30 protein-coding genes are annotated in these 26,017 nt (G+C 61.8%); 3 read left to right on the top strand and 27 right to left on the bottom strand.

What is annotated here, in order from left to right; genetic code table 11:
- Positions 1-48: 48 nt before the first annotated feature.
- From AC0JZ4_RS17845 to AC0JZ4_RS17830, 4 genes are all read right to left on the bottom strand, one after another.
- The gene (locus AC0JZ4_RS17845; protein ID WP_471887651.1) at positions 49-207 is read right to left on the bottom strand and encodes a hypothetical protein; all 159 of its coding nucleotides are present in this window, start codon (positions 205-207) and stop codon (positions 49-51) included.
- Between the two features lie 20 nt (positions 208-227).
- Positions 228-2,144, bottom strand: coding sequence for an ABCB family ABC transporter ATP-binding protein/permease (locus tag AC0JZ4_RS17840; RefSeq protein ID WP_471887650.1), 1,917 nt, complete (start codon positions 2,142-2,144; stop codon positions 228-230).
- A gap of 114 nt (positions 2,145-2,258) precedes the next feature.
- Positions 2,259-2,954, bottom strand: a complete 696-nt coding sequence (locus AC0JZ4_RS17835) for a hypothetical protein (RefSeq protein ID WP_471887649.1) — start codon at positions 2,952-2,954, stop codon at positions 2,259-2,261.
- Between the two features lie 187 nt (positions 2,955-3,141).
- The gene (locus tag AC0JZ4_RS17830) at positions 3,142-4,929 is read right to left on the bottom strand and encodes a LysM peptidoglycan-binding domain-containing protein (RefSeq protein ID WP_471887648.1); all 1,788 of its coding nucleotides are present in this window, start codon (positions 4,927-4,929) and stop codon (positions 3,142-3,144) included.
- Positions 4,930-5,095: 166 nt separating this feature from the next.
- Here AC0JZ4_RS17830 and AC0JZ4_RS17825 point away from each other — a divergent pair, with 166 nt between their 5' ends.
- Positions 5,096-5,716, top strand: a complete 621-nt coding sequence (locus AC0JZ4_RS17825) for an LOG family protein (RefSeq protein ID WP_471887932.1) — start codon at positions 5,096-5,098, stop codon at positions 5,714-5,716.
- 29 nt (positions 5,717-5,745) lie between these two features.
- Here the strand turns inward: AC0JZ4_RS17825 and AC0JZ4_RS17820 are convergent, their stop codons facing one another.
- Both AC0JZ4_RS17820 and rarD read right to left on the bottom strand, forming a co-directional pair.
- Positions 5,746-6,075 (bottom strand): DHCW motif cupin fold protein, encoded by a 330-nt coding sequence (locus tag AC0JZ4_RS17820; protein ID WP_471887647.1) that lies wholly within the window; start codon positions 6,073-6,075, stop codon positions 5,746-5,748.
- A gap of 39 nt (positions 6,076-6,114) precedes the next feature.
- Entirely contained in the window at positions 6,115-7,026 is a 912-nt protein-coding gene (gene rarD / locus AC0JZ4_RS17815) for an EamA family transporter RarD (protein WP_471887646.1), read from the bottom strand.
- 287 nt (positions 7,027-7,313) lie between these two features.
- On the opposite strand from rarD, the gene AC0JZ4_RS17810 reads away from it, so the two are divergent.
- Positions 7,314-7,934 carry a pyridoxamine 5'-phosphate oxidase family protein gene (locus AC0JZ4_RS17810; protein ID WP_471887645.1) on the top strand — a complete coding sequence of 207 codons (621 nt, stop codon included), beginning with the start codon at positions 7,314-7,316 and terminating at the stop codon, positions 7,932-7,934.
- A gap of 106 nt (positions 7,935-8,040) precedes the next feature.
- Here the strand turns inward: AC0JZ4_RS17810 and AC0JZ4_RS17805 are convergent, their stop codons facing one another.
- From AC0JZ4_RS17805 to alr, 16 genes are all read right to left on the bottom strand, one after another.
- Positions 8,041-8,949, bottom strand: coding sequence for a LysR family transcriptional regulator (locus tag AC0JZ4_RS17805; RefSeq protein WP_471887644.1), 909 nt, complete (start codon positions 8,947-8,949; stop codon positions 8,041-8,043).
- Between the two features lie 54 nt (positions 8,950-9,003).
- Complete coding sequence (locus tag AC0JZ4_RS17800) at positions 9,004-9,435, bottom strand: hypothetical protein (protein ID WP_471887643.1); 432 nt, start codon at positions 9,433-9,435, stop codon at positions 9,004-9,006.
- Between the two features lie 3 nt (positions 9,436-9,438).
- Positions 9,439-10,407 carry a prolyl aminopeptidase gene (gene pip / locus AC0JZ4_RS17795; protein WP_471887642.1) on the bottom strand — a complete coding sequence of 323 codons (969 nt, stop codon included), beginning with the start codon at positions 10,405-10,407 and terminating at the stop codon, positions 9,439-9,441.
- A gap of 10 nt (positions 10,408-10,417) precedes the next feature.
- A complete protein-coding gene (locus tag AC0JZ4_RS17790; protein ID WP_471887641.1) occupies positions 10,418-11,098 on the bottom strand; it encodes a hypothetical protein in 681 nt (226 codons plus the stop codon).
- 36 nt (positions 11,099-11,134) lie between these two features.
- Positions 11,135-11,611 carry a GFA family protein gene (locus AC0JZ4_RS17785; protein ID WP_471887640.1) on the bottom strand — a complete coding sequence of 159 codons (477 nt, stop codon included), beginning with the start codon at positions 11,609-11,611 and terminating at the stop codon, positions 11,135-11,137.
- Positions 11,608-12,117: a GFA family protein gene (locus AC0JZ4_RS17780; RefSeq protein WP_471887639.1), complete on the bottom strand. Its 510-nt coding sequence runs from the start codon at positions 12,115-12,117 to the stop codon at positions 11,608-11,610. The genes AC0JZ4_RS17785 and AC0JZ4_RS17780 overlap by 4 nt, the downstream gene beginning before the upstream one ends.
- Entirely contained in the window at positions 12,114-12,620 is a 507-nt protein-coding gene (locus AC0JZ4_RS17775; RefSeq protein WP_471887638.1) for a GFA family protein, read from the bottom strand. Before AC0JZ4_RS17775 ends, AC0JZ4_RS17780 begins: the two co-directional genes overlap by 4 nt.
- Positions 12,617-12,811, bottom strand: coding sequence for a PIN domain-containing protein (locus tag AC0JZ4_RS17770; RefSeq protein WP_471887637.1), 195 nt, complete (start codon positions 12,809-12,811; stop codon positions 12,617-12,619). Before AC0JZ4_RS17770 ends, AC0JZ4_RS17775 begins: the two co-directional genes overlap by 4 nt.
- Before the next feature lie 111 nt (positions 12,812-12,922).
- Positions 12,923-14,383, bottom strand: coding sequence for a cysteine--tRNA ligase (cysS, locus tag AC0JZ4_RS17765; protein WP_471887636.1), 1,461 nt, complete (start codon positions 14,381-14,383; stop codon positions 12,923-12,925).
- A gap of 229 nt (positions 14,384-14,612) precedes the next feature.
- Positions 14,613-15,353, bottom strand: a complete 741-nt coding sequence (locus tag AC0JZ4_RS17760) for an SDR family NAD(P)-dependent oxidoreductase (protein ID WP_471887635.1) — start codon at positions 15,351-15,353, stop codon at positions 14,613-14,615.
- Positions 15,354-15,463: 110 nt separating this feature from the next.
- Positions 15,464-16,966 carry an amidophosphoribosyltransferase gene (gene purF, locus AC0JZ4_RS17755; RefSeq protein ID WP_471887634.1) on the bottom strand — a complete coding sequence of 501 codons (1,503 nt, stop codon included), beginning with the start codon at positions 16,964-16,966 and terminating at the stop codon, positions 15,464-15,466.
- A gap of 138 nt (positions 16,967-17,104) precedes the next feature.
- The gene (locus tag AC0JZ4_RS17750) at positions 17,105-17,692 is read right to left on the bottom strand and encodes a CvpA family protein (RefSeq protein ID WP_471887633.1); all 588 of its coding nucleotides are present in this window, start codon (positions 17,690-17,692) and stop codon (positions 17,105-17,107) included.
- Positions 17,693-17,827: 135 nt separating this feature from the next.
- Positions 17,828-19,234, bottom strand: a complete 1,407-nt coding sequence (radA, locus tag AC0JZ4_RS17745; RefSeq protein WP_471887632.1) for a DNA repair protein RadA — start codon at positions 19,232-19,234, stop codon at positions 17,828-17,830.
- A gap of 9 nt (positions 19,235-19,243) precedes the next feature.
- The gene (locus tag AC0JZ4_RS17740) at positions 19,244-19,567 is read right to left on the bottom strand and encodes a type II toxin-antitoxin system RelE/ParE family toxin (protein ID WP_471887631.1); all 324 of its coding nucleotides are present in this window, start codon (positions 19,565-19,567) and stop codon (positions 19,244-19,246) included.
- Complete coding sequence (locus AC0JZ4_RS17735) at positions 19,506-19,820, bottom strand: type II toxin-antitoxin system ParD family antitoxin (protein WP_471887630.1); 315 nt, start codon at positions 19,818-19,820, stop codon at positions 19,506-19,508. Before AC0JZ4_RS17735 ends, AC0JZ4_RS17740 begins: the two co-directional genes overlap by 62 nt.
- 87 nt (positions 19,821-19,907) lie before the next feature.
- A complete protein-coding gene (alr, locus tag AC0JZ4_RS17730; protein WP_471887629.1) occupies positions 19,908-21,080 on the bottom strand; it encodes an alanine racemase in 1,173 nt (390 codons plus the stop codon).
- 42 nt (positions 21,081-21,122) lie between these two features.
- On the opposite strand from alr, the gene AC0JZ4_RS17725 reads away from it, so the two are divergent.
- Positions 21,123-21,497, top strand: coding sequence for a helix-turn-helix domain-containing protein (locus tag AC0JZ4_RS17725; protein ID WP_471887628.1), 375 nt, complete (start codon positions 21,123-21,125; stop codon positions 21,495-21,497).
- Positions 21,498-21,520: 23 nt separating this feature from the next.
- On the opposite strand, the gene AC0JZ4_RS17720 is transcribed toward AC0JZ4_RS17725, so the two are convergent.
- The 5 genes from AC0JZ4_RS17720 to rpsF all read right to left on the bottom strand — a co-directional run bounded on the left by AC0JZ4_RS17720 (position 21,521) and on the right by rpsF (position 25,750).
- Positions 21,521-23,023: a replicative DNA helicase gene (locus tag AC0JZ4_RS17720; protein ID WP_471887627.1), complete on the bottom strand. Its 1,503-nt coding sequence runs from the start codon at positions 23,021-23,023 to the stop codon at positions 21,521-21,523.
- A gap of 274 nt (positions 23,024-23,297) precedes the next feature.
- Positions 23,298-23,873, bottom strand: a complete 576-nt coding sequence (rplI, locus tag AC0JZ4_RS17715; RefSeq protein WP_471887626.1) for a 50S ribosomal protein L9 — start codon at positions 23,871-23,873, stop codon at positions 23,298-23,300.
- Between the two features lie 21 nt (positions 23,874-23,894).
- The gene (locus tag AC0JZ4_RS17710; RefSeq protein WP_471887625.1) at positions 23,895-24,875 is read right to left on the bottom strand and encodes a DUF2232 domain-containing protein; all 981 of its coding nucleotides are present in this window, start codon (positions 24,873-24,875) and stop codon (positions 23,895-23,897) included.
- Between the two features lie 162 nt (positions 24,876-25,037).
- Complete coding sequence (rpsR, locus tag AC0JZ4_RS17705; RefSeq protein WP_112457119.1) at positions 25,038-25,286, bottom strand: 30S ribosomal protein S18; 249 nt, start codon at positions 25,284-25,286, stop codon at positions 25,038-25,040.
- A 23-nt stretch (positions 25,287-25,309) separates the two neighbouring features.
- Complete coding sequence (gene rpsF, locus AC0JZ4_RS17700; RefSeq protein ID WP_471887624.1) at positions 25,310-25,750, bottom strand: 30S ribosomal protein S6; 441 nt, start codon at positions 25,748-25,750, stop codon at positions 25,310-25,312.
- Positions 25,751-26,017: the final 267 nt, after the last annotated feature.

The following is a 26,017-nucleotide window of genomic DNA, read 5'->3' as shown; positions in this document are numbered from 1 at the left end:
GTACCAGCGGCCCGGTTGCCAGGCCGCACCGGTCGGTCTGCTCGGGCTTCAGACCTTGGCCGGATCGACCCATCCCATCCAGGTGGTGAAGGCGAGCAGGGGCGATCCCCAGAAGGTCAGGACCAGCATATAGATGATCGCGACGCTGCCGAGGATGAGCATGCGCTTGTTGCGGTAGCGGTTCATGTCGATTTTCTTCTTGGCCATGTTTCCTGTCCCCTTGTTATTTATTCAGCCGCCGGCGTGCCGCGCGTGACGACGCCGAGATCGTCGCTTTCGCGCACCTGGCGCAGATGTTCTTCGGCCTGCGTCGCCTCGCGCTGGCGGTTCCACATCGAGGCGTAAAGCCCGTCTGCCGCAAGCAGGCCCGCATGGGTGCCGCGTTCGGCGATCTCGCCGGCACGCAGCACGATGATCTCGTCCGCGCCGATGACGGTCGAAAGCCGGTGGGCGATGACCAGTGTCGTGCGGTTTTCCGAAACCTTGTCGAGCGCCGACTGGATTTCGTGTTCCGTCGTCGTGTCGAGCGCCGAAGTTGCCTCGTCGAGGATGAGGATAGGCGGCGCCTTGAGGATCGTGCGGGCGATCGCCACGCGCTGCTTCTCGCCGCCAGAAAGCTTCAGGCCGCGTTCGCCGACCATCGTCTGGTATCCGGCCGGCAACTGCTTGATGAAGCCGTCGATCTGGGCGATTTCGGCGGCAGCCTGTACTTCGGTCTCGCTCGCGGCCGGCCGGCCGTAGCGGATGTTATAGGCGACCGTGTCGTTGAACAGGACCGTATCCTGCGGCACCATGCCGATTGCAGCGCGCAGCGACTTCTGCGTCACGTCGCGCACATCCTGCCCGTCGATGGTGATCGAGCCGCTCTGGATATCGTAGAAGCGGTAGAGCAGCCGGGAAATGGTCGATTTCCCCGCACCCGAAGGCCCGACGATGGCAACCGTCTTGCCCGCCGGCACCTCGAAGGAGACGCCCTTGAGGATAGGCCGCTCCGGATCGTAGGCAAAGCGCACGTCCTTGAAGACGATGGCACCCTTTTCCGCCGCGTTCGGAGCCAGCGCCAATGCCTTCGCATCCGGCCGGTCGGTCACTTCCGCCTCAACCTCCAGAAGATCGAACATCTGCTCGATATCGGTCAGCCCCTGGCGGATTTCGCGGTAGACGAAACCGATGAAGTTGAGCGGGATCGACAGCTGCATAAGCAATGCATTGACGAAGACGAAGTCGCCGATCGTCTGTTCGCCGCGCTGCACGGCCAGCGCCGACATGATCATGATTGCCGCCTGGCCGAGGCCGAAGATGACGCCCTGGCCGAAGTTGAGCCAGCCGAGCGAGGTCCACACTTCGGTCGCTGCCTTCTCGTATTTCGCCATGGAGGCGTCGAAGCGCTTGGCCTCCATCTCCTCGTTGCCGAAATATTTCACCGTTTCGAAGTTGAGCAGCGAATCGATCGCCTTGGTATTGGCGTCTGTATCGCTGTCGTTCATCGTCCGGCGGATGGCAATGCGCCAGTCGCTGGCCTTGATGGTGAACCAGATATAGGCCGCGACCGTGACGGCGGTCACCGCCAGATAGGCGAAGCCGTAGGCTGCCCAGAAGATGATGGCGGTCAGCACGAACTCGATCAGCGTCGGCACCGAATTGAGGATCGTGAAGCGGACGATCGTCTCGATACCCTTCGTGCCGCGTTCGATGATGCGCGACAGCCCGCCGGTCTTGCGCTCCAGATGGAAGCGTAGCGACAGCTGGTGCATGTGCACGAAGGTCTTCGCCGCGAGCTGGCGCACCGCATGCTGGCCGACCGAGGCAAACAGCGCATCACGCAGCTGGTTGAGGCCGACCTGCAGAATACGGGTGAAATTATAGGCGACGACAAGTGCCACCGCGCCGAGCAGGAAGGCTGGCAGCAGACCGGCCACGGTGCCGGCAAGGTCGAACTTGCCGTTCAGGGCATCTGTCGCCCATTTGAAGAAATAGGGAACCGACAGAAGCACAAGTTTGGCGATCAGGAGGAAGAAGGTTGCCCATAGCACACGCGCTTTAAGGTCCGCTCGCCCGACAGGCCACATATAGGGCCACAGGTTGACGAGCGTTCCGAGCGGATTGCCGGTATCCGCCGAAACGATTTTCTTCTTCTCTGCCATGCATAACTCCGGGCGCGCATCAGAAGGCGCCACCCGGCACATAGGCGGGGAAGCACGGCGATGCAATGCGCAGAAGGCTTGTGCGAGGCCGAAAGCTGCAAACTGCCGGGATATTTACGCCTTGGACGGTTCGCCGGTGGTGGCATCCTTCGCCGGCGTCCACGAGAGGTAGTAATAGGTCTCACCGATCATGCCGAAATAGGAACTGGCGCCCGTCACCTTGTCCTTGTGGCTGCTGTCGTCGTTGCGGACATATTTTCCGTAAGGATCGCGCAGCAGGTGGTCGCGCAGATAGGTGCTCCAGTCCGATGTCGCCACCGAGGCGATCTGGCTGGCATCCTCTGCTTCCGTTGCCGGCGAAGCCGCGGCCTCCTGCGGTTTTGCGGAAACTTCGCGCCCGACGATCTGCTCCCCGGCCTCGACATCGGTCACCGTCAGCCGGCCATCGGCCAGCGCGGCAAGCATCGCCTCAGCCATCTCGCTTGTATCTCCGCTTGCAGCCAGGCTGTCGATCTTCTGCTCCAGGGCCTTCATGAAGGCATTCGAGCTGATGTCCTCGATCGCGCCGTCATCCACCACCTCGAGATTGGTGCCGCCGGTCATCGCCTGCTGCTGCAGGGACGAAATCAGGTTGGAAAGCGCGGTATCTTCTTCCTCGTCGGCACCGCCGATATCGGCATAGAGCATGTCGGCCAGACTGGCGACGGCCGAACGCGTTGTATCGTTGCCGCTATTGGTAGAGGCTTCGTTAAAGGCCTTTAGGGCCGTCTGCTGCGTCCAGATGCGGACGGAATTGATGCTGGAAACCATATGGACCTCGCAAGGTGATATCGACTTATGTCGATGCGACTCGGTTCTCCCAATGCGTCGAGCTCGGGTGCCGAAACCTGTGTGAAGCTGATGGTTGCTCGGAATTCCACAAGGGGCTGAAAATGCAAGCGGCCGGCGGTTCGTCTGGAACCGCCGGCCGCAAAGAATGGCTGATGTCGAGATTCGGTCAGGACCTGTTGTGCTGCAACCGCTCGCGATGCAGCTCTTCCGAATCCGGCCTGAAATCCTCCGGCACGCCGAAGATCTGGCCGGGCTGGATTACGTCCGGATTGGCGATCTGCGCCTCGTTGGCGAGATAGATCGTCGTGTAGCGTACGCCCTGACCATAGGCGCGCCGGGCGATCTGCCACAGTGTGTCGCCGCGACGGATGATGACGGAGCTACGCTGGCTCTGTGTCAGCGGCGCCTGTTCGATCGTGCGTGCGCCGCCATTGCCGGCCGTGGCCGAGGCGATTGCAGGTGCACCACCGAATTGCTGCGCCAGTGCCGGGCCGATGGCCTCGCTGATCAGCTTGGTCAGGTTTTCGAGCGCGGCGCCGACGGCTGCGACATCGCGGGGCAGGGCATCGAGTGCCTGACGGGCCGCGCCGGCATGGCGTGCGGTCGCAACGACGGTCTCAGTCGCATTGATCGATGCGCCGGTAGGCAGGCGATATTCGGAGAGCGATTGCAGGGCGATACCGGTCGCCGAGCGGGCCGCGGCCATCGTCTCCAGCGTCGGCACCTTGCCGGCGTCATAGAGACCCCTGAGCAGCGAGAAGGCCTTGGCGACTTCGCCGCGCAGATTGTCGAACGCGCCGCCGTCGATGGATGTGGCCGGGCTTGCCGGCGAAGGCGAGGCGATGGCGGCGACCTGATCACCGGCCGGACGGTTGAACGGCACCTCGACGCGCACCAGAACCTGGCCGTTCGCACCGAGCGCCTCGACCGCGATGCGGTGATCGCCGACCGTCAGGTTCGCATTGCCGTCGATGACGAAGTGACCGTCCTGGCCGGCCTGCGCCTGACCGACGACGGAGCCGTCCGCCGAGCCGCGCACCTGGCGGCCCGAGCGGGTAACGCCGGCGATGAAGATTTTCGAGCCTTCGATCTCGACGGCCGATATCTGCAATTCGCTGGTGGTCGTCGGCTGTGCCGTGGCTGTCGAAGCGGCAGCTGCCGGCGCCGATGCGATTTCGCCGGACGCACCGCCAGTCGTGGCGGCGGGTGCGCCCGCCGGTGCCGTCGTTGCCGTGTCCGGCTGAGATGTCGCTGCCTGGGCTGCAGGTGCGGTCGCCTGACCTGCGCCATCCTGCGGCGCGGCGATGATGCGGCTTGCCTTGCCGGGCTTCGTCACCATGGCAAGCAGCTGACCATTGCGGTCTGCGGGTACCGAGACCGTGGCGATCTCTTCCGACGTCGCCACCTTGCCGTCCTTGCCGGTTGCCTTCAGCACCAGCTGGTGGTCGCCGGCCGGCAGCGGATTGTCGAGAACGGCGGCGAAATCGCCGCTCGGGCCGACTTCGAGCTTGGCGACGACATTGGCGCCGTTTGTGATTTCAAGCGAGGAACCGGGCGCCGCATGGCCGGCAATGACGGCCGAGCCGTCCGGCTCTACGCGCAACACGTCGAAGGTCGGCGTATCGGTTGCGGCGGTCTCGGAGGAGGGCTGCGGGGCTGCGGCGGCACCTGTCGATGGTGCGGCCGCAGCGCCGGCCTGCGGAGCGGAAGGTGTGGTTGCCTGCGGAGCCGCGGGGGAGGTCGCCTGCGGGTCGGCCTTGGCGGTCTCCTGCGGGCTGCCGGCTTGCGGGGCATTGCCCTCGGTCACGGCATCCTTGACGGCGTTGCCGGCGGCGGTGATCGCCTCGCCGATCGGCTTTCCGTCCTGGTTGATCCTCGGCATGACGACGAAGATCATCAGCAGCGATGCTATGGCAAGTACAATCAGGGCGAGCCAGCCGGCACGGTTCTTCATCGGGCATTGCCTCTTTAGGCAGGGGGTTTCGCTACCATACCGATTAAACTCTTCCCCGTGTCTTGCCAAGCTTTTAGCGTCATAAAGCCTTGCTCTACAGGCGTTTTCCCGTCAATTCTGCGCGACGCGGCCAAGTCTGGCCGCGTGGATTCGCCTGTTGAAATGCCTGAGGGAGAAAACCTTGTCGATCAAATCCATCTGCGTCTATTGCGGTTCCCAGCCCGGCCGTGACCCGGCCTATATCGAAGCTGGGCGCGCACTTGGAAAATCGCTGGCCGCCAACGGCATCCGCCTCGTCTATGGCGGCGGCACGAAGGGCATCATGGGGGCCGTGGCCGCAGGCGTTCTCGCCCATGGCGGCGAGGTGACCGGCATCATTCCGGACTTTCTCGTCGATATGGAAGCGACGCGCCATTCGCTCGGCCAGCTGAACGAGCTGATCATCACCAAGGACATGCATGAGCGCAAGCACAAGATGTTCGAGCGTTCCGACGCCTTCGTCACGCTTCCCGGCGGCATCGGCACGCTGGAGGAGATTGTCGAGATCATGACCTGGGGCCAGCTCGGCCGCCATGAAAAGCCGATGGTGTTTGCCAATATCGGCGGCTTCTGGGACCCGATGCTGTCGCTCGTCACCCATATGCGCGAACAGGGCTTCATCCACCGCGCCCATCTGGTTCAGCCGCTGGTCATCTCCGAGATCGACGATATCGTTCCGGCGATCATCGAGCGCGATGCGGAAACCGCCTCGTCGAAGGGCGTCGAGGCGGTCATTTCAAAGCTGTAAGGGCAGGCAGCGTGTCGGTGCGAAGCGCGTCAGTCGACGATGAAAAGCTTCGCGCCGATCTTTGAATACGTGCGGTGCGGCTCGGCCTTGTCCGCGACCTGATAGCTCATGCCGGGCGTCAGCGTGAAGACGCGTCCATCTGCAAGTTCGGTGGTCATTTCGCCTTCCAGGCACAGAAGGATATGGCCCTTTTCGCACCAGTGGTCGGCCAGATATTCCGGCGAATGCTCGACCATGCGCACCCGGATCTGCCCGAAATTACGGGTCCGCCAGGTGGAGTGGCCGGTATCGCCCTTATGGACGGTCGGTTCGACCTCGGACCAGTCGGTGGTGCCGAAGGGAATATCTGACATCTGCATTATGTTTTCTCCTGAGCCGTGCCTGAGATTTTTAAAGGGCTAACGGCTGCGCAATTGTTTGAGCATTGAAATCGTGTAGAGCGCCAGGGCTGCCCAGATGAGGATGAAGCTGAACAGCTTGATCGGGCTCAACGGCTCGCCGAAGGCGAAGATGGCGACGAGGAAGATCAGCGTCGGCGCGATATACTGCATGATGCCGATGGTCGATAGTTTCAGCAGCTTGGCGCCGTTGGCGTAGATCATCAGCGGTCCTGCCGTGACGATGCCGGAAAGCGCCAGCATGCCCATGTCGTAGCCGGTGCCACCGATGAAATGCCCCTGTCCGGTCGCCTCCAGCCAGATCACATAGGGCAGCATCGGAATGCTGATCAAAAGCACTTCGAGGAAGAAACCCTGATTCGGCCCGATCGGCAGTGTCTTGCGCAAAAGCGCGTAGAAGCCCCAGGAAAAGGTCAGAACCAGCGCGACCCAAGGCAAGCCGCCAGCGCCCCAGGCGAGGATAGCAACCGCGACCACGGCAAGCCCGATCGCCCCGATTTGCAGCGGCGCAAGCTTTTCCTTCAGAACGACGGCCGCCAGAAGAATGCTGAAAAGCGGATTGATGAAATAGCCGAGCGCGGCGTCGACCGTATGCCCTGCCGCCACCGCCCAGACATAGACGCCCCAATTGATGGTGATCAGCGTCGCGGTCAGACAGGCCATGCCCAGCATGCGCGGATTGGCAAGCGCCGTCCTGACGTCTTTCGTGCGGCCCAGAAGCACCAGCACGAGCCCTGCCACCGGCACCGACCACAGGGCCCGATGCGCCAGCACCTCGGTCGCCGGCAGATGCCCGACAGCCTTCAGATAGAATGGCAGGAAGCCCCAGAGGAAATAGGCGGTCAGCCCGAAGGCGAAGCCACGAGGCGTGTCCTCGTTCTGCGCCACGGGCGAAGTGGTATCGGTTGCCATCGCGGTGTTTCCGCCAGTCTGTTGTGATTGTTGGGCCGGGCTTACAGGATCGCGCAACGATCCGCCAATTCATTTCGTTGAACCTGTCATTGAGACGGCTCATGCATTCGCCATCCGTGGGCGAGCCCGCCGGTTGGCGATTGTCAGACGACCTCACCGGAATATGGAGAGATGATATCCGAACTAGGCATATTATGGTGGCGGCAGATTGCGCGCATATTCCACCTTGGCAGACGGCTTCCGTTCAACGGAATTGAAGCGGTGCCAGCGGCAAGGAGCGACGACGGATGACTTACGGATTTCTCGACATAGCATCGACACCGAGTGTCAGGGCGGCGCAGGCCGAGATGGGCATGGACCAGTTCTGGCAGGATTTTTCCGGCCACCGCGAGATGGACCGTTTTACCGAGAACGAGGCGGCCTTTATCGCCGAGCGGGACAGCTTCTACATGGCGACTGTTTCGGAAACGGGCTGGCCCTACGTCCAGCATCGCGGCGGGCCTGCGGGTTTCCTGAAGCTCGTCGATGAGCGCACGCTCGCCTTTGCCGATTATGCCGGCAACCGCCAGTATATCAGCACCGGCAATATCGCAGCCAACGACCGCGCCTGTCTGTTCCTGATGGACTATCCGCGCCGCGCACGGCTGAAGATCTACGTCCATGTGGAGAAGGTCGCGCTGGAGGATGATCCGGCGCTTGCGGCGCTCGTGGCCACGCCGGATTACCGGGGCAGGGCGGAACGTATCTTTCGCCTGCGGCTGGAAGCCTTCGACTGGAATTGCCCGCAGCACATCACGCCGCGTTTTACCGAACAGGAGGTTGCCGCGGCCGTGCGACCGCTGCGGGAACGTCTGGCGGAACTGGAGGCGCAGAACGCCGAGCTGCAGGCAAGGATCGCTGCCGGCTGATTCTACAGCATCTCTCCCGAAAGTGGTCACCGGTTTCGGGATAAAGGCATGCGCAAAAACAAGGAGCGAAAGCGCGGCGATCGAATCTGAAAGATCGCGACGTGCCTTAGCCGGCGATCGGAAAAATCGACCGCAGCCGTGGCAAGGCAAAATCGAGGAAACTGCGCATCTTGAGCGGCATCTGGCGAGGTGATGCGTGAACCAGGCTGACGGGCACGGGATCAAGCTCGCAGTCATCGAGTATGATCTTCAAGTCGCCGGCCGCAACGGCCTCTGCGACCTGATAGTGAAACAGTCGGATTACACCCGTGTGGCGGATTGCGGCCTGCAGGGCGGCCTCGATCGTCGTCACCGACAGGCGAGCCTTTATCAGGACAGTCAGCGACGGGCCGGTCCTGGCTTGGCGAAACGGCCAGTTCGCGAAAGGCACCGGCCCTTCGACGGCAATCGCCGGCAGGCCTGCCAGATCTTCAGGCCGTTCGGGCATGCCGTGCCGGGCAATAAACTGCGGGCTGGCGCAGACGACCATCCGCATCGCGCCGATCGTCGTCGCAATCATCGTGCTGTCCGGCAGGCGGCCGATGCGCACGGCCATGTCGACATGGTCGTCGACGAGTTGGACATTGCGGTCGGTCAGCACGAGGCGGATGTCGATCTGCGGAAACGCTGCGAGAAAATCGGTGACGATAGGCAAAACGTGCAATTGGCCGAATTGCACCGGTGCGGTGATCACGAGGCGCCCGCGCGGCTCGGTAAATTCGCCGACGACTTCCTGCTCGGCCTCTCCCACCTGTTCGAGGATGCGTCGCGCGGCGGCGATATAGGTCGCGCCTGCGTCGGTTGGCGCGATCCTGCGGGTGCTGCGCAGAAGAAGCTTTGCCCCGAGCGCCGTTTCCAGATCGGTGATCTTGCGCGTCAGCGTGGTGGTCGGCACGCCGAGCGTTCGCGCCGCGGCGGAAAAACTGCCGCTGTCGGAGACTGCAATCAGCATCGACATGGCTTCAAGCCGGTCCACCGGTGCCCCTTTTCGAGTAAGTGTTTGTACTAACGATAATAGTAAGATCTCAGCTCATGATGAGATCTGCACTGATACCGGAAGTGTGTCCCATCTATTTTCATATCGGTGAGCTGTAGCCCAATTCATCCCTGAAAAACGTGGGTCGTATTTAACCCCACTGGTCTCATATTGATCTAATTCCGAGTTAAGTTCTGCTTGGCTCAGTATGAAAAACCGGTTCGTCGCGCCCAACGCGACATAGGCAAGCACGTAGTAGAGTTGCTCCACCTGTTGCTTTTTCTTGATTTGCCAGAAATTTCGAGTGCGCTGGCCTTTTACATCGATCAGGAACATTTTGCCCTTGTCCGGGCTAAGGACCATCAGGTCAGCGAGTGGCGTACTGTGACCCATGGTAAAGCCAACATCACACCCAAGCTTGCAGAGCTCGCTGGCGACAGCAAATTGCGCCGCCCATTGTGTGGAATGTCGGGATGCCGGAAACATGCCTCAAACCTTGCCGGCAAACCGGTCGGTCGCCCGGATCAGCCTGTCGGTGATGCCGGGTTCGGACACCGCATGGCCGGCACCTTCGATGATGTGAAAATCCGCATCCGTCCAGACCTTCGACAGCTGCCAGGCATATTTGACCGGGCAGGGCATGTCGTAGCGGCCATGGACGATCACGCCGGGAATACCCTTGAGCTTCGTCGCATCGCGCAGAAGCTGCCCGTCTTCCAGCCAGCCGGCATGCATGAAGAAGTGGTTTTCGATGCGGGCGAAAGCGAGCGCGAAGTGATCCTCGTCATGCTTGGAGGAAAGCTGCGGGTCGGGCAGAAGCGTGATGGTCGAGCCTTCCCAGACGCTCCACGCCTTGGCGCAGGCGATCTGCGCAGCGCGGTCGGAGCCTGTCAGCCTGCGGTGATAGGCGGCCATCATTTCGTGACGCTCCGCCTGCGGGATCGGCGCGATAAAGGCCTCCCACTCCTTCGGAAACATCTCCGAGACCCCGAACTGATAATACCAGTCGAGCTCCGGCCTCGTCAGCGTGTAGACGCCGCGCAGCAGCAGTTCCGTGACGCGCTCCGGGTGCTTTTGCGCATAGGCGAGCGCCAGCGTCGAGCCCCATGAGCCACCGAAGACCTGCCACTGTTCAACGCCGACCATCTGCCTCAGCCGTTCGATATCGGCGACGAGATGCCAGGTCGTGTTGGCGTCCAGATGCGCATGCGGCGTTGAGCGCCCGCATCCGCGCTGGTCGAAGAGCAGGATGTCGTAGAGGCCCGGATCAAACAGTCGCGACTGGATCGAGGTAATCCCGCCACCCGGTCCGCCATGCAGGAAGACGACCGGTTTGGCGCCTTTCTTGCCGTGGCGTTCCCAATAGATCACATGCCCGTCGCCCACATCGAGCGTGCCGCTGTCGTAAGCGACGGTTGCGGGATAGAGCGTCCGGTAGGCAGCCTGAATATCCTCCATGTCCGGCCGCTCACTTCCGGCCGGTGCGCGGTGCGGAGGTGAGAAGGTCGATCGAGCTGATCGTCGCCACCAGGAACATGACGGGAATGCCGAATTCCAGCAATTCCTCCAGTATGCCCATGACGAGGTTCATGTGGTCGCTGACGGTGACGCCGAATGGCGCGAGCTTGCGGCCGATACCGTCGATCGACTTCGACACGACGGCAAGACCGATCGCGGCGACGAGGCTCCATGCCCAGACCGTCCGCTGCCGCAGGCCGGAAACCAGTTCGTGGCCACTGCGGGTGATCAGCCGATAGACGACGATCGCGCCGAAAATGATCACCAGAACGCCGAAAATGCGCTCGACGGGCGGCGCCATCGTGGTCAGGTAGAGATTGCTTTTCAGCATGCCGACGCTGGTCAGCTTCTTGTCGAGGTCCAGTTCGCGGCCCATCATCATCAGCATGATCGCCGCGACTTCCCAGTAGCGACGCCATGTGTCACCCGTGCGGGTCCATAGCCAGACCATGGCGGTATAGGCGTAAAGCAGGGCGGTCGATGTTTCGATTGCGCCGCTTTCCTTCACGAGCATTGTCGTAAAACCGTTACTTGCGAGGTCTATAGCGAACATGACGGCAGCTCCCGCCAAGGCGACGGTGAGCAGGTACCAGGGGCGTGCGGAAACGGCATAGGCTTGTTGTGCGAGCATTGTAGGTCTCAGGTTTTATGTCGGTAAATCTGCGGACTAGAGGTGAAGGCCTTTCTCGGGCCAGTTTTCAGTGTCTTGGTCTGGATGCTGGAAGGAGATGATCTGCTCCTGCCGGGAATAATAGTCGGCATCGCCGTGAACCGGTGCCTCGAATATGGTCTCGACCCACGGTAGCCGAAAAGCGTGGTTGACCTGAACTTGCGGGGCCAGATCGTCTCGCTCGTCGAAAGCGCCGATGGCGATTTCGAGGCTGGCAGGCGTGCGATAGGTCAGCGGTGTACCACAATTCTCGCAGAAGCCACGGTCGATATTGACCGAGGATTGGAAATATTTCGGTTCGCCGCGTGTCCATTCGACACCACCTTCAGGCGCCGAAACCAGTGGCCCGAAGAAGCCGCCGAATGCCTTCTGGCACATGCGGCAATGGCAGATCGACGCGCGGCCGAGTTTGCCGTTGATCCTGAAGCGCACGGCACCGCACTGGCAGCCGCCTGATCTCGTTGTTTCGCTCATGCTTGCCCCTGTTTGCTGGTCCCGCCTATGGCGGCGGTCGGTTGCCAGTCATCCGTCTCGAAATCGGGATGCTGGTTCGAGACGATATCGACAAGAAAGGATGCCTCGTCGATATCGTCCAATGTGTGATGTGCAGGCAGCGCACCGAGATGATCGACGAAGGCCAGCTTCGCCTCGATGCCGTACTGGAGAGATGGCGGCAGCGCCGCGGGATTATCCAGCGCACCGGCCGCAACCGCAATTCCGTCGGCCGCCTCGTAGGTGAGCGGCGTGCCGCAGTTTTCGCAAAAACCGCGCCGCACATGGTTCGACGACTGAAAGTATTTCGCCGCGCCGCGTGTCCAGGTGAAATGCAGCCCGCGGGTGGAGACGAGCGGGGCATAATAGGCGCCGAAGGCTTTCTGGCACATGCGGCAATGGCAGATGGAGGTCTCGTTCGGCTTTCCGTCGATCAGGAAGCGAAGCGCGCCGCACTGGCATCCGCCTCGGTGGATTTGCTGGGTCACGTGCGTGTCTCCGGTTTCCCTGAGGCTGGGATCATGAAGTCGGCCCCGGTGTCGTGGTCCGGATGCTGTTTGCTGCCGACGGCGATCGCCGCGTCCTGTTCGGCCGACACATCCATTCCGGCTTCGTGCCGCAGCCCGTCGAGTTCACCGAACCAGGGCATCTTGCGGGCAAGATTCGTCTGCATCTGCGGCTTTACAGCCTGTGGATTGTCGAGCGAGCCGAGGGTGATGCTGATATGATCATGCCCGCCATCGTAAAACAGCGGCGTGCCGCAGTCTCGGCAGAAACCCCGGCGAACGGTATCGGAGGACCGGAACCATTGCGGTTCGCCGCGGGTGAGCGAAAAATTCTCGTGGGCTACACCGCCGAAGGGCATGAAATAATTGCCCGCCGCCTTCTGACACATGCGGCAGTGGCAGACATGCGGAAAGCCGATTTCGCCTGCCGCCCGATAACGCACCGCGCCGCATTGGCATCCGCCAGTGTGGACAAGCTGTGTCATGCCGACGGCTCCTCCAGCCAGTTCTCGACCTTGAGGCTCCCGACACGGGAGGCTTCCCGGTGGGTGTTGGTCACCGGCGTCAGCCCAGGCGATCGGGCATGGGCGGCGATGAAGAGGTCGGTTGCCCCGACAGGCGCGCCGCGCCTCTCTAGAGTAATGCGAATGTCGGCAAAATGGTGAGATCCAGCCATGTCTTCCTCCCTTATGCCGGATGGCAGCATAGGGCCGTTCGCCTAAAAGCTGCAAGCCTTGACGCGGCGCGCTGGTTTGGCGCGCCGCATCGGCGTTTGGGGCAGAACAGACTAGCGCTTCAGCTCCCAGGTTGTCACCCGCTCGCCGGTCGCGGCATCCTTGCCGTCCTTCAGCTGGATGCCCTTTTCGGCGAGTTCGTCGCGGATACGGTCGGCCTCGGCAAAGTTCTTGGCCTTGAGCATTTCCAGACGCATCGCGACGAGCGCCTCGACGGCCTCCGCGATCGGCGCGGCCACGGATACTTCCCGTGCCTGCTGCGCCTGTTCCCACGCCTGCATGTGATCGAAGCTGGTCAGGCCCAGCAGGGCAAGGTTCGCGTAAAGCGCGTGTCCATGGGCAATATCCTTGCCCTTTGCCAGCTGGTGCAGCTCTGCGATGGCGGCGCTCATGTTGAGGTCGTTGGCAAGAGCATCGACGAATGTCGAAGACGGCGCCAGGCCGTCATACTGGTCACGATTGCCCTCCTGCCAGGACAGTCCCTTGTTGTCCATGGCCTCCTGCCAGTTGGACAGCGTGCTCTCCGCCTCTTCCAGCCGCTTGACAGAAAAGTCGATCGGCTCGCGGTAGTGCGTCATCAGCATCGCCAGTCGCAGCACTTCGCCCGGCCACTTGCGGCCGCCGAACGTGTCCGTTTCCAGCAACTGGTTGATGGTGATGAAATTGCCGTCGGACTTCGACATCTTGCGGCCTTCGACCTGCACGAAGCCGTTATGCATCCAGACATTCGCCATGACCTGCGTGCCGTGGGCGCAGCGCGACTGGGCGATCTCGTTTTCGTGGTGCGGGAAGATCAGGTCCAGCCCGCCGCCATGGATGTCGAAGACTTCGCCGAGATAGCGGCCGCTCATCGCCGAGCATTCGATATGCCAGCCCGGGCGTCCGATACCCCAGGGACTGTCCCAGCCCGGTTCGTTCTCGGACGAAAGCTTCCAGAGCACGAAGTCGCCGGGGTTCTTCTTGTGCGCATCGACCGCGATACGCGCACCGGCCTGCTGCTCGTCCAGCGGCCGCTTGGAAAGCTGGCCGTAATCGGTCATCGACTTCGTATCGAACAGCACTTCGCCCTCGGCCACATAAGCGTGGCCATTGCCGATCAGCTTTTCGATGATCTCGATCATCTGCGAAATATTGTCGGTCGCACGCGGCTCGACGGTCGGCTCAAGGCAGCCCAGCGCCGCCACGTCCGCATGGAACTGCTTTGCCGTCTTTTCCGTCACCGCATGGATGGCGTCGTTGAGCGGCAGATGCGGAAAATCCCGAAGGGCGCGGGCGTTGATCTTGTCGTCGACGTCGGTGATGTTGCGGGCATAGGTGACATGCGCCTCGCCATAGACATGCCGCAGCAGCCGGAACAGCACATCGAACACGATCACCGGGCGGGCATTGCCGATGTGGGCGAAGTCATAGACGGTCGGACCGCAGACATACATGCGGACATTGTCGGCATCGATCGGCTGGAATACCGATTTCTCGCGGTTCAAGGTATTGTATAGCTTGAGCGTAGCGCTCATCGAAAAATTCTCCCAGGCTCGAAACGGCGTGCAGCAACCGGTACCGGACCGGGGCGTTTGTCTTCAAGGCTTTTCGAGAGACGAAAACGGCCGGGCCAGCGCGATCGCTAGCGGATAGTCTTCCCACAAATGGAAATTGCCGTGTTCATGAGGCGGTTATGGCGCGAGGCCGGTGATTGGTCAAGGGGAGGGCGGCCTCGCTTGTCGCAAGGCCCACCCCGCACGTGCCTCACTCCGGCAGGCGGTACTCCACGAAGCGGTTCTCGCGCACGACGAACAGCTTGCCGCTTTCGATCATTTCCGGAGAGGTGAGCGGCAGGATTTTTTCCGCCACTTCGGAAGGATGCGGCAGGGTTTCCGGGTTTTCGCCGGGCACGGCCTGGGCGCGCATGGCGGTGCGGGTGGCGCCGGGATTGACGAGATTGATCTTCAGCGGCGTGTGCGCCATTTCCTCGGCCCAGATCCGGCCCATCGTCTCGACCGCCGCCTTCGACATCGCATAGGCGCCCCAGAAAGCGCGGGGATTGGTGGCAACGCCCGAAGAAAGCAGCAGTGCCCGGCCGGCATCGGATTTGACCAGCAGCGGTTCCAGCGAGCGGATCAGCCGCCACATCGAGGTGACATTGGTGGTCATCACCCGCTCGAACACCTTCGCCTCGATATGGGCGATCGGCGAGATCACGCCGAGAATGCCGGCATTGGCGACGAGAATGTCGAGCTTTCCCCAGCGCTCATGGATCGAGGCGCCGAGCCGGTCGATCGCATCCATGTCCGCAAGGTCGAAGGGAACCAGCGTTGCAGCGCCTCCCGCGGCCTTGATCGCATCATCCAGCTCTTCCAGCCCGCCGACCGTGCGGGCGCAGGCGATCACATGCGCGCCGGCCTTGGCCAGTTCCAGCGCCGTGAAGTAGCCGATACCGCGCGAGGCGCCGGTGACGAGCGCAATCCTGCCGTTGAGATCGATGGTCATGGTCTGGTCGCGCTCCCGATACTGTTCTGTCCCGGCCAAAAAAGAAGGCCGCGTTTCCGCAGCCTTCTAGAATGTTTCTCAACCTTTGGGAACCGGTGGGACAGAGTGTCTCACCCGTTGCTGGCAAGCAACGACACCTTGCGGCCGACCGCTTCGCCTTCCTTGTCGAGGAGGCGGGTCGGGTAATCGCCGGTGAAATAGTGGTCGGTGAACTGCGGGCGCGCATTGTTGCGATCCTCGCCGCCGACGGCGCGGTAAAGGCCGTTGATCGACAGGAATTCGAGGCTGTCGCAGCCGATATATTTGCACATCGCTTCCAGGTTTTCATACTGGTTGGCGAGCAGCTTTTCCCGGTCCGGCGTGTCGATGCCGTAGAAGTCGGGATAGTAGATCATCGGGCTGGCAACGCGCAGGTGCACTTCCCTGGCGCCGGCATCGCGGATCATCTGGACGATTTTGAGCGATGTCGTGCCGCGCACGACCGAGTCGTCGACGAGAACGACTCGCTTGCCTTCGATCATCGCCCGGTTGGCCGAATGCTTCAGCTTCACGCCGAAGGCGCGGATCTGCTGCGTCGGTTCGATGAAGGTACGACCGACATAGTGGTTGCGGATGATGCCGTATTCGAACGGGATGCCGCTCTGCTGGGCATAGCCGAGCGCTGCCGGCGTGCCGCCATCCGGCACCGGTACGACGACGTCGGCCTCGACCGGGGCTTCCTTGGCGAGGTTGATGCCCATGTTCTTGCGGGCAACATAGACCGAGCGGCCGCCGACGACCGAATCCGGACGGGCGAAATAGACATATTCGAACAGGCACAGGCGTTCCGGCTGACCGTTGCCGGCCTTGCGTGCATCGATGCTGATCGAACCGTCCGGCTGCGTTTCGCAGATGATGACTTCGCCGTTTTCGACGTCACGGACGAACTTGGCGCCGATAATGTCGAGGGCGCAGCTTTCCGAGGCGAAGACCGGCTTGCCGTCGAGTTCGCCCATGACCAGCGGACGAATGCCCGTGGGATCGCGCGCTGCAATCAGCTTGGTGCGGGTCATCGCCAGCATCGAATAACCGCCTTCCATCTGTCGAACCGCATCAATGAAGCGGTCGGCAGTGGAGGAATAACGGGAGCGGGCGATGAGGTGCAGGACGACTTCGGTATCGGAAGTAGACTGACAGATGGCGCCACCGGCGATCAGCTGCCGACGCAGCGTCAAACCGTTGGTGAAATTGCCGTTATGGGCAATCGCGATACCGCCGACTTCCAGTTCAGCAAACAGCGGCTGGACGTTGCGGAGCGCCACTTCACCGGTCGTCGAATAGCGGACGTGGCCGATGGAGATGTTGCCGGGCAGTTTGGCGAGGGTCGCCGGGTCGGTATAGTGATCACCGACGAGACCCATGCGGCGTTCCGAATGGAAGCGCAGGCCGTCGAAGGAGACGATACCGGCCGCTTCCTGGCCGCGATGCTGCAGGGCATGAAGGCCGAGCGCCGTCAGCGTTGCCGCATCCGGATGACCGAGAATGCCGAATACACCGCACTCTTCGTGAAGGGTGTCATCCTCCCATTCGTTGGAATGGTTGATGTCGAAGGATTGTGAAGCCGACTGGTCCATCGTGAGCCCGTGCCCTTGATCTAAAATGGAAAGGCCGGCCGGGGATTGAAAATCCCCGGAGCCAGCCCGTTCTCTATCTGAATTCGATTACTACCACAAATGGGAATGAATTACGCCTGCATCAAGCGCAACACAGCGTCAATTATTTGTCACAGGTGCATCGCCGACCGGCGGCATTTCCTGACCGGGCTGGATCTCGGCTGGAGCTTCTTCGCGGCCGGTGATGCGGGCGCGGATCTGCGGCTCGATATCGTCCGGCAGCACGGCCTCGAGGCGTGCCACCAGTGTATCGACGAACGGCTTCGACTTGGCCTGGGTGACCCATTCAGGCTGCGCCTGGATCGGTACGAGCCAGTTCCAGAAGGCGGTGGCGATGACGAGAAGCAGCAGGCCGCGTGCAGCGCCGAACAGGAAGCCGAGCGTGCGGTCGAGCGCGCCGATGCGGCTGTCGATGATGAAATCGGCAATCTTCGAGGTGATGAACGAGATGACGATCAGCGCGATGAGGAAGATGATGCCGGCGGACGCCGCAATCGCGATGCGGTTATCCGAGGTGTAGCTTTCCGCGTAAGGAACAAGCAGCGGATAGAGGTAATAGGCGGCGGCAACCGAGCCCGCCCAGCTGGCGATCGACAGCACTTCGCGGGAAAAACCGCGGACCATTGCGAGCACCGCCGAAAACAGGGTGACGCCGATGACGATGCCGTCGAAAATCGTGATGGGCATTGTAAACTCTACTCCAGACTGCCGTTTCGTGCCGGTTGTTTCATCCCGGCACTGCGCGCGCCACACGGATGTTGGGCGCGTTCTCTTACATCAGCCGCTTCATTAACGGAAGATCAATCATCTTCCCCGGCATTTTCATGGCCTTTCCCCAGTTTCTTGCCCCAGCTTCCTGGCGGAACCGGCGATGCGCGAGACGAGGTCGGGCAGATCCTCGATCATCGTCCAGCGCGCATTGCCGGCCTTCGGCAGTTCCGCCGAGGTGGCCGGCAGCATGGCGCTGGCAAAGCCGAGCTTTTCCGCCTCCTTCAGGCGCTGCGCCGTCTGCGAGACGGGGCGCACGGCGCCCGACAGGCTGATCTCGCCGAAGAAGACGCAATCGGCAGGAAGCGCCAGGCCCGCCAGCGACGAGACGAGCGCGGAGGCGATCGCCAGGTCGGCCGCCGGTTCCGAAATACGATAGCCGCCGGCGACGTTGAGATAGACGTCGTGGCTGCCGAGCTTCACGCCGCAATGGGCTTCGAGCACGGCAAGGATCATGGCGAGGCGCGAACTGTCCCAGCCGACCACCGCGCGGCGCGGCGTGCCGAGCGAGGTAGGGGCGACAAGCGCCTGTACTTCGACCAGCACCGGACGCGTGCCCTCCATCCCGGCAAAGACGGCAGCACCCGGCGATTTGGAGTTGCGCTCGCCGAGGAAGAGTTCGGACGGATTGGAAACATCGCGCAGGCCCTTGTCGGACATTTCGAACACGCCGATCTCGTCCGTCGGCCCGAAGCGGTTCTTCACCGTGCGCAGGATACGGTAATGATGGCCGCGGTCGCCTTCGAAATAGAGAACGGCATCGACCATGTGTTCTACGACGCGCGGTCCGGCGATCTGCCCCTCCTTGGTGACGTGGCCGACAAGAACCATGGCGGCGCCCGTCTGTTTGGCAAAGCGGATCATCGCCTGCACGCCGGTGCGCACCTGGGTAACGGTGCCGGGCGCGCTGTCGGCGGTATCGCTCCACAGCGTCTGGATGGAATCGATAATGACCAGGTCCGGCCGCTTGCCTTCCGAAATCGTGGCAAGGATGTCCTCGACATTGGTCTCGGCCGCGAGAAGAACATCCGAGTCGGCAGCGCCGAGGCGCTGGGCGCGCAGCCGCACCTGGGCGACCGCTTCTTCACCCGATACATAGATGATCCGGTGACCGCGCCGCGAAAGCGCCGCCGCCGCCTGCATCAGAAGCGTGGATTTGCCGATCCCCGGATCGCCGCCGATCAGCACCGCCGATCCGCGCACGAAGCCGCCGCCGGTGGCGCGGTCGAGTTCCGAAATGCCCGTATGGACGCGTGGTGCCTCTTCGGTCTCGCCCGATAGCGACGTGAGCGCCACGGCGCGGCCCTTTTTCGGCGCCTTGCCGGGGCCGCCGCCGATGCCTCCCATCGGGTCTTCCTCGACGATCGTGTTCCACTCGCCGCAGCCATCGCACTTGCCGGCCCAGCGGCTATGCACCGTGCCGCAGTTCTGGCACACGAATTGGGTTTTGGGTTTTGCCATGGGATGAGGTCAGTCTTTTTCTTTTGTCTGGTAAAACGGGAGGAAGTCTTCAGGTTTGATCTTCTGCCGCCCATGAAGGGTGCGCAGCACGATCAACTCGTCATTGTTGATAAAGAAGTAGATGCACCGTTTCCTGTAAGGAAAGGCTCTTAACCCTGGAATGAAGTCACGCGGGCTTCCGGTAACTCCATATGCCGCCATCCATTCGATCTTGCCATTGATGTCATCAAGAAAACGTCTGGCGGCAACATGGTCAAAGCCGGCGATATAGTCATAGATTCCGAGAAGATCGTTGAGGGCCTGAAATGACATTCTCAGCTGACGTTGGCGCATTCTTTCGGTCCTCTGCCATCTGCAGGATATGCGCTGTCATTTCCTCTGCATTTTCGAAGGTCACTACACGGCCAGCGTCCACATCGTCGACGCCCTGCTGGATAAGGTAGCGTAATTCCTGAAGCTTGCCCTCTTCGCTACCGAGCAGCCGCAGGCCGGCAGCGATGACATCGTCCGCACTCCTATAACGGCCGTCCTTTACCTGTTCGTCGATAAAGTCCTGATCTTGCTCACTGAGATGGATCTCGGTCATTTCGATCTCCTTTTGTTCTCTTTTAGCACGAAGTTTTTCGGCTTCCAAGAGGGCCTTGCATGAGGCTATGCAAGGAAGAGATAAAGCTCAGTCGTCGGGATAGAGATACCGCCGCTCGTATCGCAGGCCGAGGCTGGTCAGCAGTTCGTAGCCGATCGAGCCCGCAGCCCGCGCCACGTCGTCGACCGGGATATTGGGGCCGAACAGTTCGACATAGTCGCCGGTACGGATCGCGCCTTCCGGCACATCGGTGACGTCGAATATGGTCAGATCCATCGTCACCCGGCCGATCACCGGCACGCGGGTATCGGCGATGAAGCCGAAGGCTCCGGGCATGCCGCCGGCGCGGATCGGCACGCCCGAGCCGGATGCGGAGCGGGGATAGCCGTCGGCATAGCCGGCCGAGACGACTGCCAGCCGGCTGTTGCGCGAAAGCTGGTGGGTGGCGCCGTAGCTGACCGTCGAACCCGAGGCGGCATCACGGATCTGCAGGATGCGCGCCTCTGCCTTGGCAACGGGCTTCAGCGCCTTCATGCCGTTGACCGCTTCTCCGCCATAGACGGCGATGCCGGGGCGGGTCAGGTCGAAATGGTATTCCGGGCCGAGAAAAACGCCGCCGGATGCGGCAAGGCTTGCCGGAACACCTTCGAAAGCCGCCGCAACCCGTTGAAACGATTCCAGCTGCGTACGATTGAGCGGCGAGGCGGGTGTGTCGCCGCTATGCAGGTGCGACATGACGAGGACGGGCGAAAAGCTTGCCGGGCGCGAGACGTCCTCGGCAAAGGCTATCGCCTCTTCCAACGGCAGGCCGAGCCGGTTGAAACCGGTATCGATATGCAGCGCACAAGGATGATCGCCATGCTCGGCGGTGACGCTCATCCAGAAGGCAAGCTGCTCTTCGGAGATGATGACCGGAACGAGATCGTTCTCGTAGAACAGCCGTTCCTGGCCCGGCCAGATACCGGAAAGCACATAGATGCGGGCATCCGGCGCGTAGGTTCTGAGCGTCACGCCCTCCTGCACGACGGCCACGAAGAAGTCGCGCGCGCCTGCCTCGTAAAGGGCGGTGCCACAGTCCTCAAGCCCGAGCCCATAGGCGTCTGCTTTGACGATGGCTGCGGTCCCGGCCTTGCCGGAGCGCTTCGCCATTTCCCTCCAGTTGTCGGCAAGCGCGCCGAGATCGACGGTCAGCCGGACGGGGGCGATATCGAATTCATCGAAGGAGAGTTCGTCGCTGTCGAAGTCGGTCAGATCTGTCATGGGGTGCTCGTCGCAGAGAAGGATGGGGTCAAACTAACCTTTTTGACGGCCGGCAAAAGGTCGGCCGAGAAGATTTCGGCTTGCCTGCACAGAGTTTGTATCGAGCAGCGCCTGCAGAAATACGCCAATGGCGCATCGCGTATCTGCGATGAGGATCATCCGAACCAAGCGATAACTGAAGGATATGGAGCGTATCGCAGCAAATCCGACGGCGGGGGAGGCATCCAGGGACTTCGCGCGATCCGCAAGAAGGTCGCCAAGTCGGCCAAGGAATTCGAGCGCCGTTTCGGAATTCCGGCGGCCACGATCAACAACTGGGAACAGGGGCGCCGCTCGCTCGATCCTGCAGGGCGCCTGCTGCTGAAGGTGCTTGAGACGCACCCGGAGATCGTTGAGCAGGCCGCCCAGGCAGCCTGATCACATAATATCTGCCCGGCGCCTCACGGTTCTTCGTACTGGATAAAGCTCGGTTCGGCGAGGTCGGTAAAGCGGGTGAATTCCGACTGGAAGGCGAGCTTGACGGTGCCGGTCGGTCCGTGGCGCTGCTTGGCGATGATGACGTCGGCCGTGCCCTTCACCCGATCCATATGCGCTTCCCATTCCGGGTATTTCGGATCGGACAGATCGCGCGGCTCCATGTTCTTGACGTAATATTCCTCACGGAACACGAAGAGCACGACGTCGGCGTCCTGTTCGATCGAACCCGATTCGCGCAGGTCGGAAAGCTGCGGGCGCTTGTCCTCGCGGCTTTCGACACCGCGCGACAGCTGCGACAGCGCGATGATCGGCACGTTCAGTTCCTTGCCGAGCGCCTTGAGGCCGGTGGTGATCTGGGTGATTTCCTGCACGCGGTTCTCGCCCGACTTGCCGGAACCGGTCATCAGCTGGATATAGTCCACCACCAGGCAATCGAGGCCGCGCTGGCGCTTCAGGCGACGTGCGCGTGCCGATAGCTGGGCGATCGAGATACCACCGGTCTGGTCGATGAACAGCGGCACCTTCTGCATCATCTGGGAGCAGGCGACGAGTTTTTCGAAATCGGCCTCGGTAATGTCGCCGCGGCGGATTTTCGACGAAGAGACTTCCGTCTGCTCGGAAATGATACGGGTCGCGAGCTGTTCGGACGACATTTCGAGCGAATAGAAGCCCACGACGCCGCCATTCTTGGCCTTGAACGAGCCGTCCGGGTTGACGTCCGACTCATAGGCGGCGGCGATATTGTAGGCGATGTTGGTGGCAAGCGAGGTCTTGCCCATGCCGGGGCGCCCTGCAAGCACGATCAAGTCGGAACGCTGCAACCCGCCCATCTTGCCGTCGAGCGACATGATGCCGGTGGAAATGCCGGAAAGCTGGCCGTCGCGCTCGAAAGCCTCGCCGGCCATGCTGATCGCGATCGATACCGCGTCGTTGAACGACTGGAAGCCGCCATCGTAACGGCCGGTTTCCGCCAGTTCGAACAGGCGGCGTTCGGTATCTTCGATCTGGCTCTGCGGCGGCATGTCGAGCGGGGCGTCATAGGCGATGTTGACCACATCCTCGCCGATCTGGATCAGCGAGCGGCGCAGCGCCAGGTCATAGATGGCGCGGCCATAGTCTTCGGCGTTGATGATGGAGACGGCGTTGGCGGCCAGACGCGCGAGATACTGTGCCACGGTCAGGTCGCCGACCTTGTCGTCTGCGGGCAGGAAGGTCTTCAGTGTGATCGGGTTCGCCGTCTTGCCCATGCGGATGATGTCGCCGGCCACTTCGTAGATCTTGCGATGCAGCGGCTCGTAGAGATGGATCGGCTTGAGAAAGTCCGACACGCGGTAATAGGCGTCGTTGTTGACGAGGATGGCCCCCAGCAGCGCCTGTTCCGCTTCGATATTGTTCGGCGCCTCGCGATAGTGCGGCGCTGCATCCTTGTTGCTGAGAGATGCCAGGTTGCGCGCTGCTTCGTTCATGATCTTCTACCCGTCCTGTCCACGTTCAAGGTGCCGGTCATAGTCGCATTGGGCCGCTGCCGAAACCGGATTTTTACCGATTTCCGATTCCCACAGCTATCCACAGCGCAGGCCGGCCGACGCAAAACAAATAAGCCAATGAAGCGACGAATACGGTTGACTGTGCGCCCTGCGCGACTCGCCCGTTAAGGTTTCATTCTAGCCAGAAAAAGAGACAAAAAAACGCCCGGCTTGTATAAGCCGGGCGTTCCTGAATGAACCTGAAAAGGTTCGATTATTCGTCTTCGCCGTCCTGGTCGGCTTCCGGATCGAAGAAGTCTTCCGGACGCAGGGCGTCTTCGTCAACGCCGTAGATGGCGTCGGCGGAGGTGAGGCTTTCGCCCTTGGCCTGGCGCTCGGCTTCGTCGGCCGAACGGGCGACGTTGAGCTGGACTTCGAGCGAAACTTCGGCGTGCAGGTGCAGAAGAACCTGGTGCAGGCCGATCGCCTTGATCGGGGTGTTGAGGTCGACCTGGTTGCGGCCGATGTTGAAGCCTTCGGCGGCCAGGATGTCGACGATGTCGCGGGCAGCGACGGAGCCGTAGAGCTGACCGGTTTCGCCGGCCGAACGGACGACGATGAAGGATTTGCCGGCAAGCGCTTCGGCGACGGTTTCAGCTTCGCCCTTGCGCTCGAGGTTGCGGGCTTCGAGCGTTGCGCGCTCGGCTTCGAAACGCTTCTTGTTGGCTTCGTTGGAGCGCAGCGCCTTGCCCTGCGGCAGCAGGAAGTTACGTGCGTAACCGTCGCGAACCTTTACGGTTTCGCCCATCTGGCCGAGCTTCGGCACGCGTTCAAGCAGAATGACTTGCATGGTGGATTTCCTTTCTGATCTTCAAGTTTCTGTGTCTGTTGTATCGGTCTTTTCCGCACCGGCCTTTGCAGGCGTCAGTGCGATCGTGCGCCTCGTGTCGATCAGGCCGAGAACGAGAATGGCGAAAGCCGGCAGCACGAGCATGGTGGAGAGGTAGGCAAGAACGAGAACCGGCAGGCGCCAGTCCTTGCCCTGGGCGCGGAAATGGATGGTGGCAAAGCCGGCCATGAGAAAGCCCGCGCCGAATGTGCCGCAGAGAACCGCTCCAACCATCGCCGGCACGCCGCCGAAGAAGGTGAGCAGGATGCCTGCGAGGAAGATGAAGATCGCATGGCGGTTCATCCGCAGCGCCGAGGGCATGTCCTCGCGCGGGCGCAACGCGCGGCCGGAGCGGGAAACGATTCGCATGGCGAAATAGAAGGCTGCGAACAGAAGCAGCACCCACATGCCACCCTGTACCAGCGGCAGCATCAGCAGGAACATTGCCTTGGTCTGTGCCATCACGGCGGCTTCGCTGGCAAATTCCGGATTCTGCGCCGCAAGGCTGGTGCTGATCACGTCGACGAGCTGGCCGACGAATTCCGGGCCGTAGCCGATCGCAACGCCGAGCGCGATGACGGCAAGCGCCACGAGGCCGCACAGATGCAGCAGGATATCGGATAGCGGATACCAGGCCAGCAGATCATCCGGGCCACCGAGCTCGGAAGCGGGGCGCGCCAGATTGGCCAGGTGCGACAGCCAGCCGGCGGGGATCAGCGTAAAGACCGCCATGGCAACGGCGAAATAGGGGGAAACGAGAACCGCGCCGAGGATGGCGGCGGTGACGACGCCGATGATCGCGGCACGGTTTCCCCAGCCGAGGCCGGCAATCAGGATGGGAAGGGCGGAAGCGGCATAGAGAACGGCGGCAAAAGACGACTGCGCGCTCGCGCCCATGACGAGCACGGTGGCGACGACGCCGGCAAGGACGCCGGTGGGCAGCACTGTCTGTGTCTTTTTCATTCTCGGTCTCGCTGTCCTGCCAAATCAAGCAGTTAGGGGACGGGCCTGATTCAATCTGACAGGCGCTTCATCCCCAACATGGGGTTTGCAGTTCGGTTCCGATCCGCGCCCAACGCGGAAGGGATTGGACCCGCTGAGGTTAATCAGCGGGTCCGGTATCGATTACGATACGACGTAAGGCAGCAGGCCGAGGAAGCGGGCGCGCTTGATGGCCTGGGCCAGTTCGCGCTGCTTCTTCTGGGAAACGGCCGTGATGCGGGACGGAACGATTTTGCCGCGCTCGGAAATGTAGCGCTGCAGCAGACGAACGTCCTTGTAGTCGATCTTCGGAGCGTTGGCGCCGGAGAAGGGGCACGTCTTGCGACGGCGGTGGAACGGACGGCGAGCCGGGGAAGAGGATACGTCAGCCATAGGTCTTTTCTCCTTCTATCCGATTAGGCTTCGCGAGCCGGGCGCGGAGCGCGCTGGAAATCACCGTCGCGGCGCGGCGGGCGATCACCGAATTCGCGGCGCGGGCCACGGTCGTCACCACGCGGGCCGCGGTCGTCGCGGTCGCGCTTCTGCATCATGGCAGACGGGCCTTCTTCGTGCTTTTCGACGGCGAGCGTCATGTAGCGAAGAACGTCTTCGTTGATGCGCATCTGACGTTCCATCTCGTGCACGGCAGCAGCCGGAGCATCGATGTCCATCAGGGCGTAGTGAGCCTTGCGGTTCTTCTTCATGCGGTAGGTCAGGGACTTGAGGCCCCAGTTTTCTACGCGCCCGACCTTGCCGCCGTTAGCTTCGATGACGCCCTTGTACTGTTCGACGAGGGCTTCAACCTGCTGTGCGGACATATCCTGTCGGGCAAGGAATACGTGTTCGTAAAGAGCCATGTAAGCTTTGCCTTTTCTTGCGGTTGTTGTGTCACCCGGTTTCGGCGGCTAAGCCTCAACGACTGCTCCTGATGGCCAAGAAGGCCGGCAAGAAAAGCTGTTGTTTCGAGACGGTCGAGAGCGGAGACACGGGAGGCCGGAAACCTTGTGGTTCCTGCGATCCGCGCCGGGATATCCCGATGCCGATCGGCCCTCCGTTCAGCCACCAGCCAGAAGACCGGGTGTTTCGAACAGCGCGGCTTATACGGGTTTTTGGCGGAAAGGCAA

The sequence above is a fragment of the [Rhizobium] kunmingense genome, from assembly GCF_977018605.1.
Note: the sequence above shows the minus strand (reverse complement) of the source record. Positions and strands in the feature narration are given on the sequence as shown.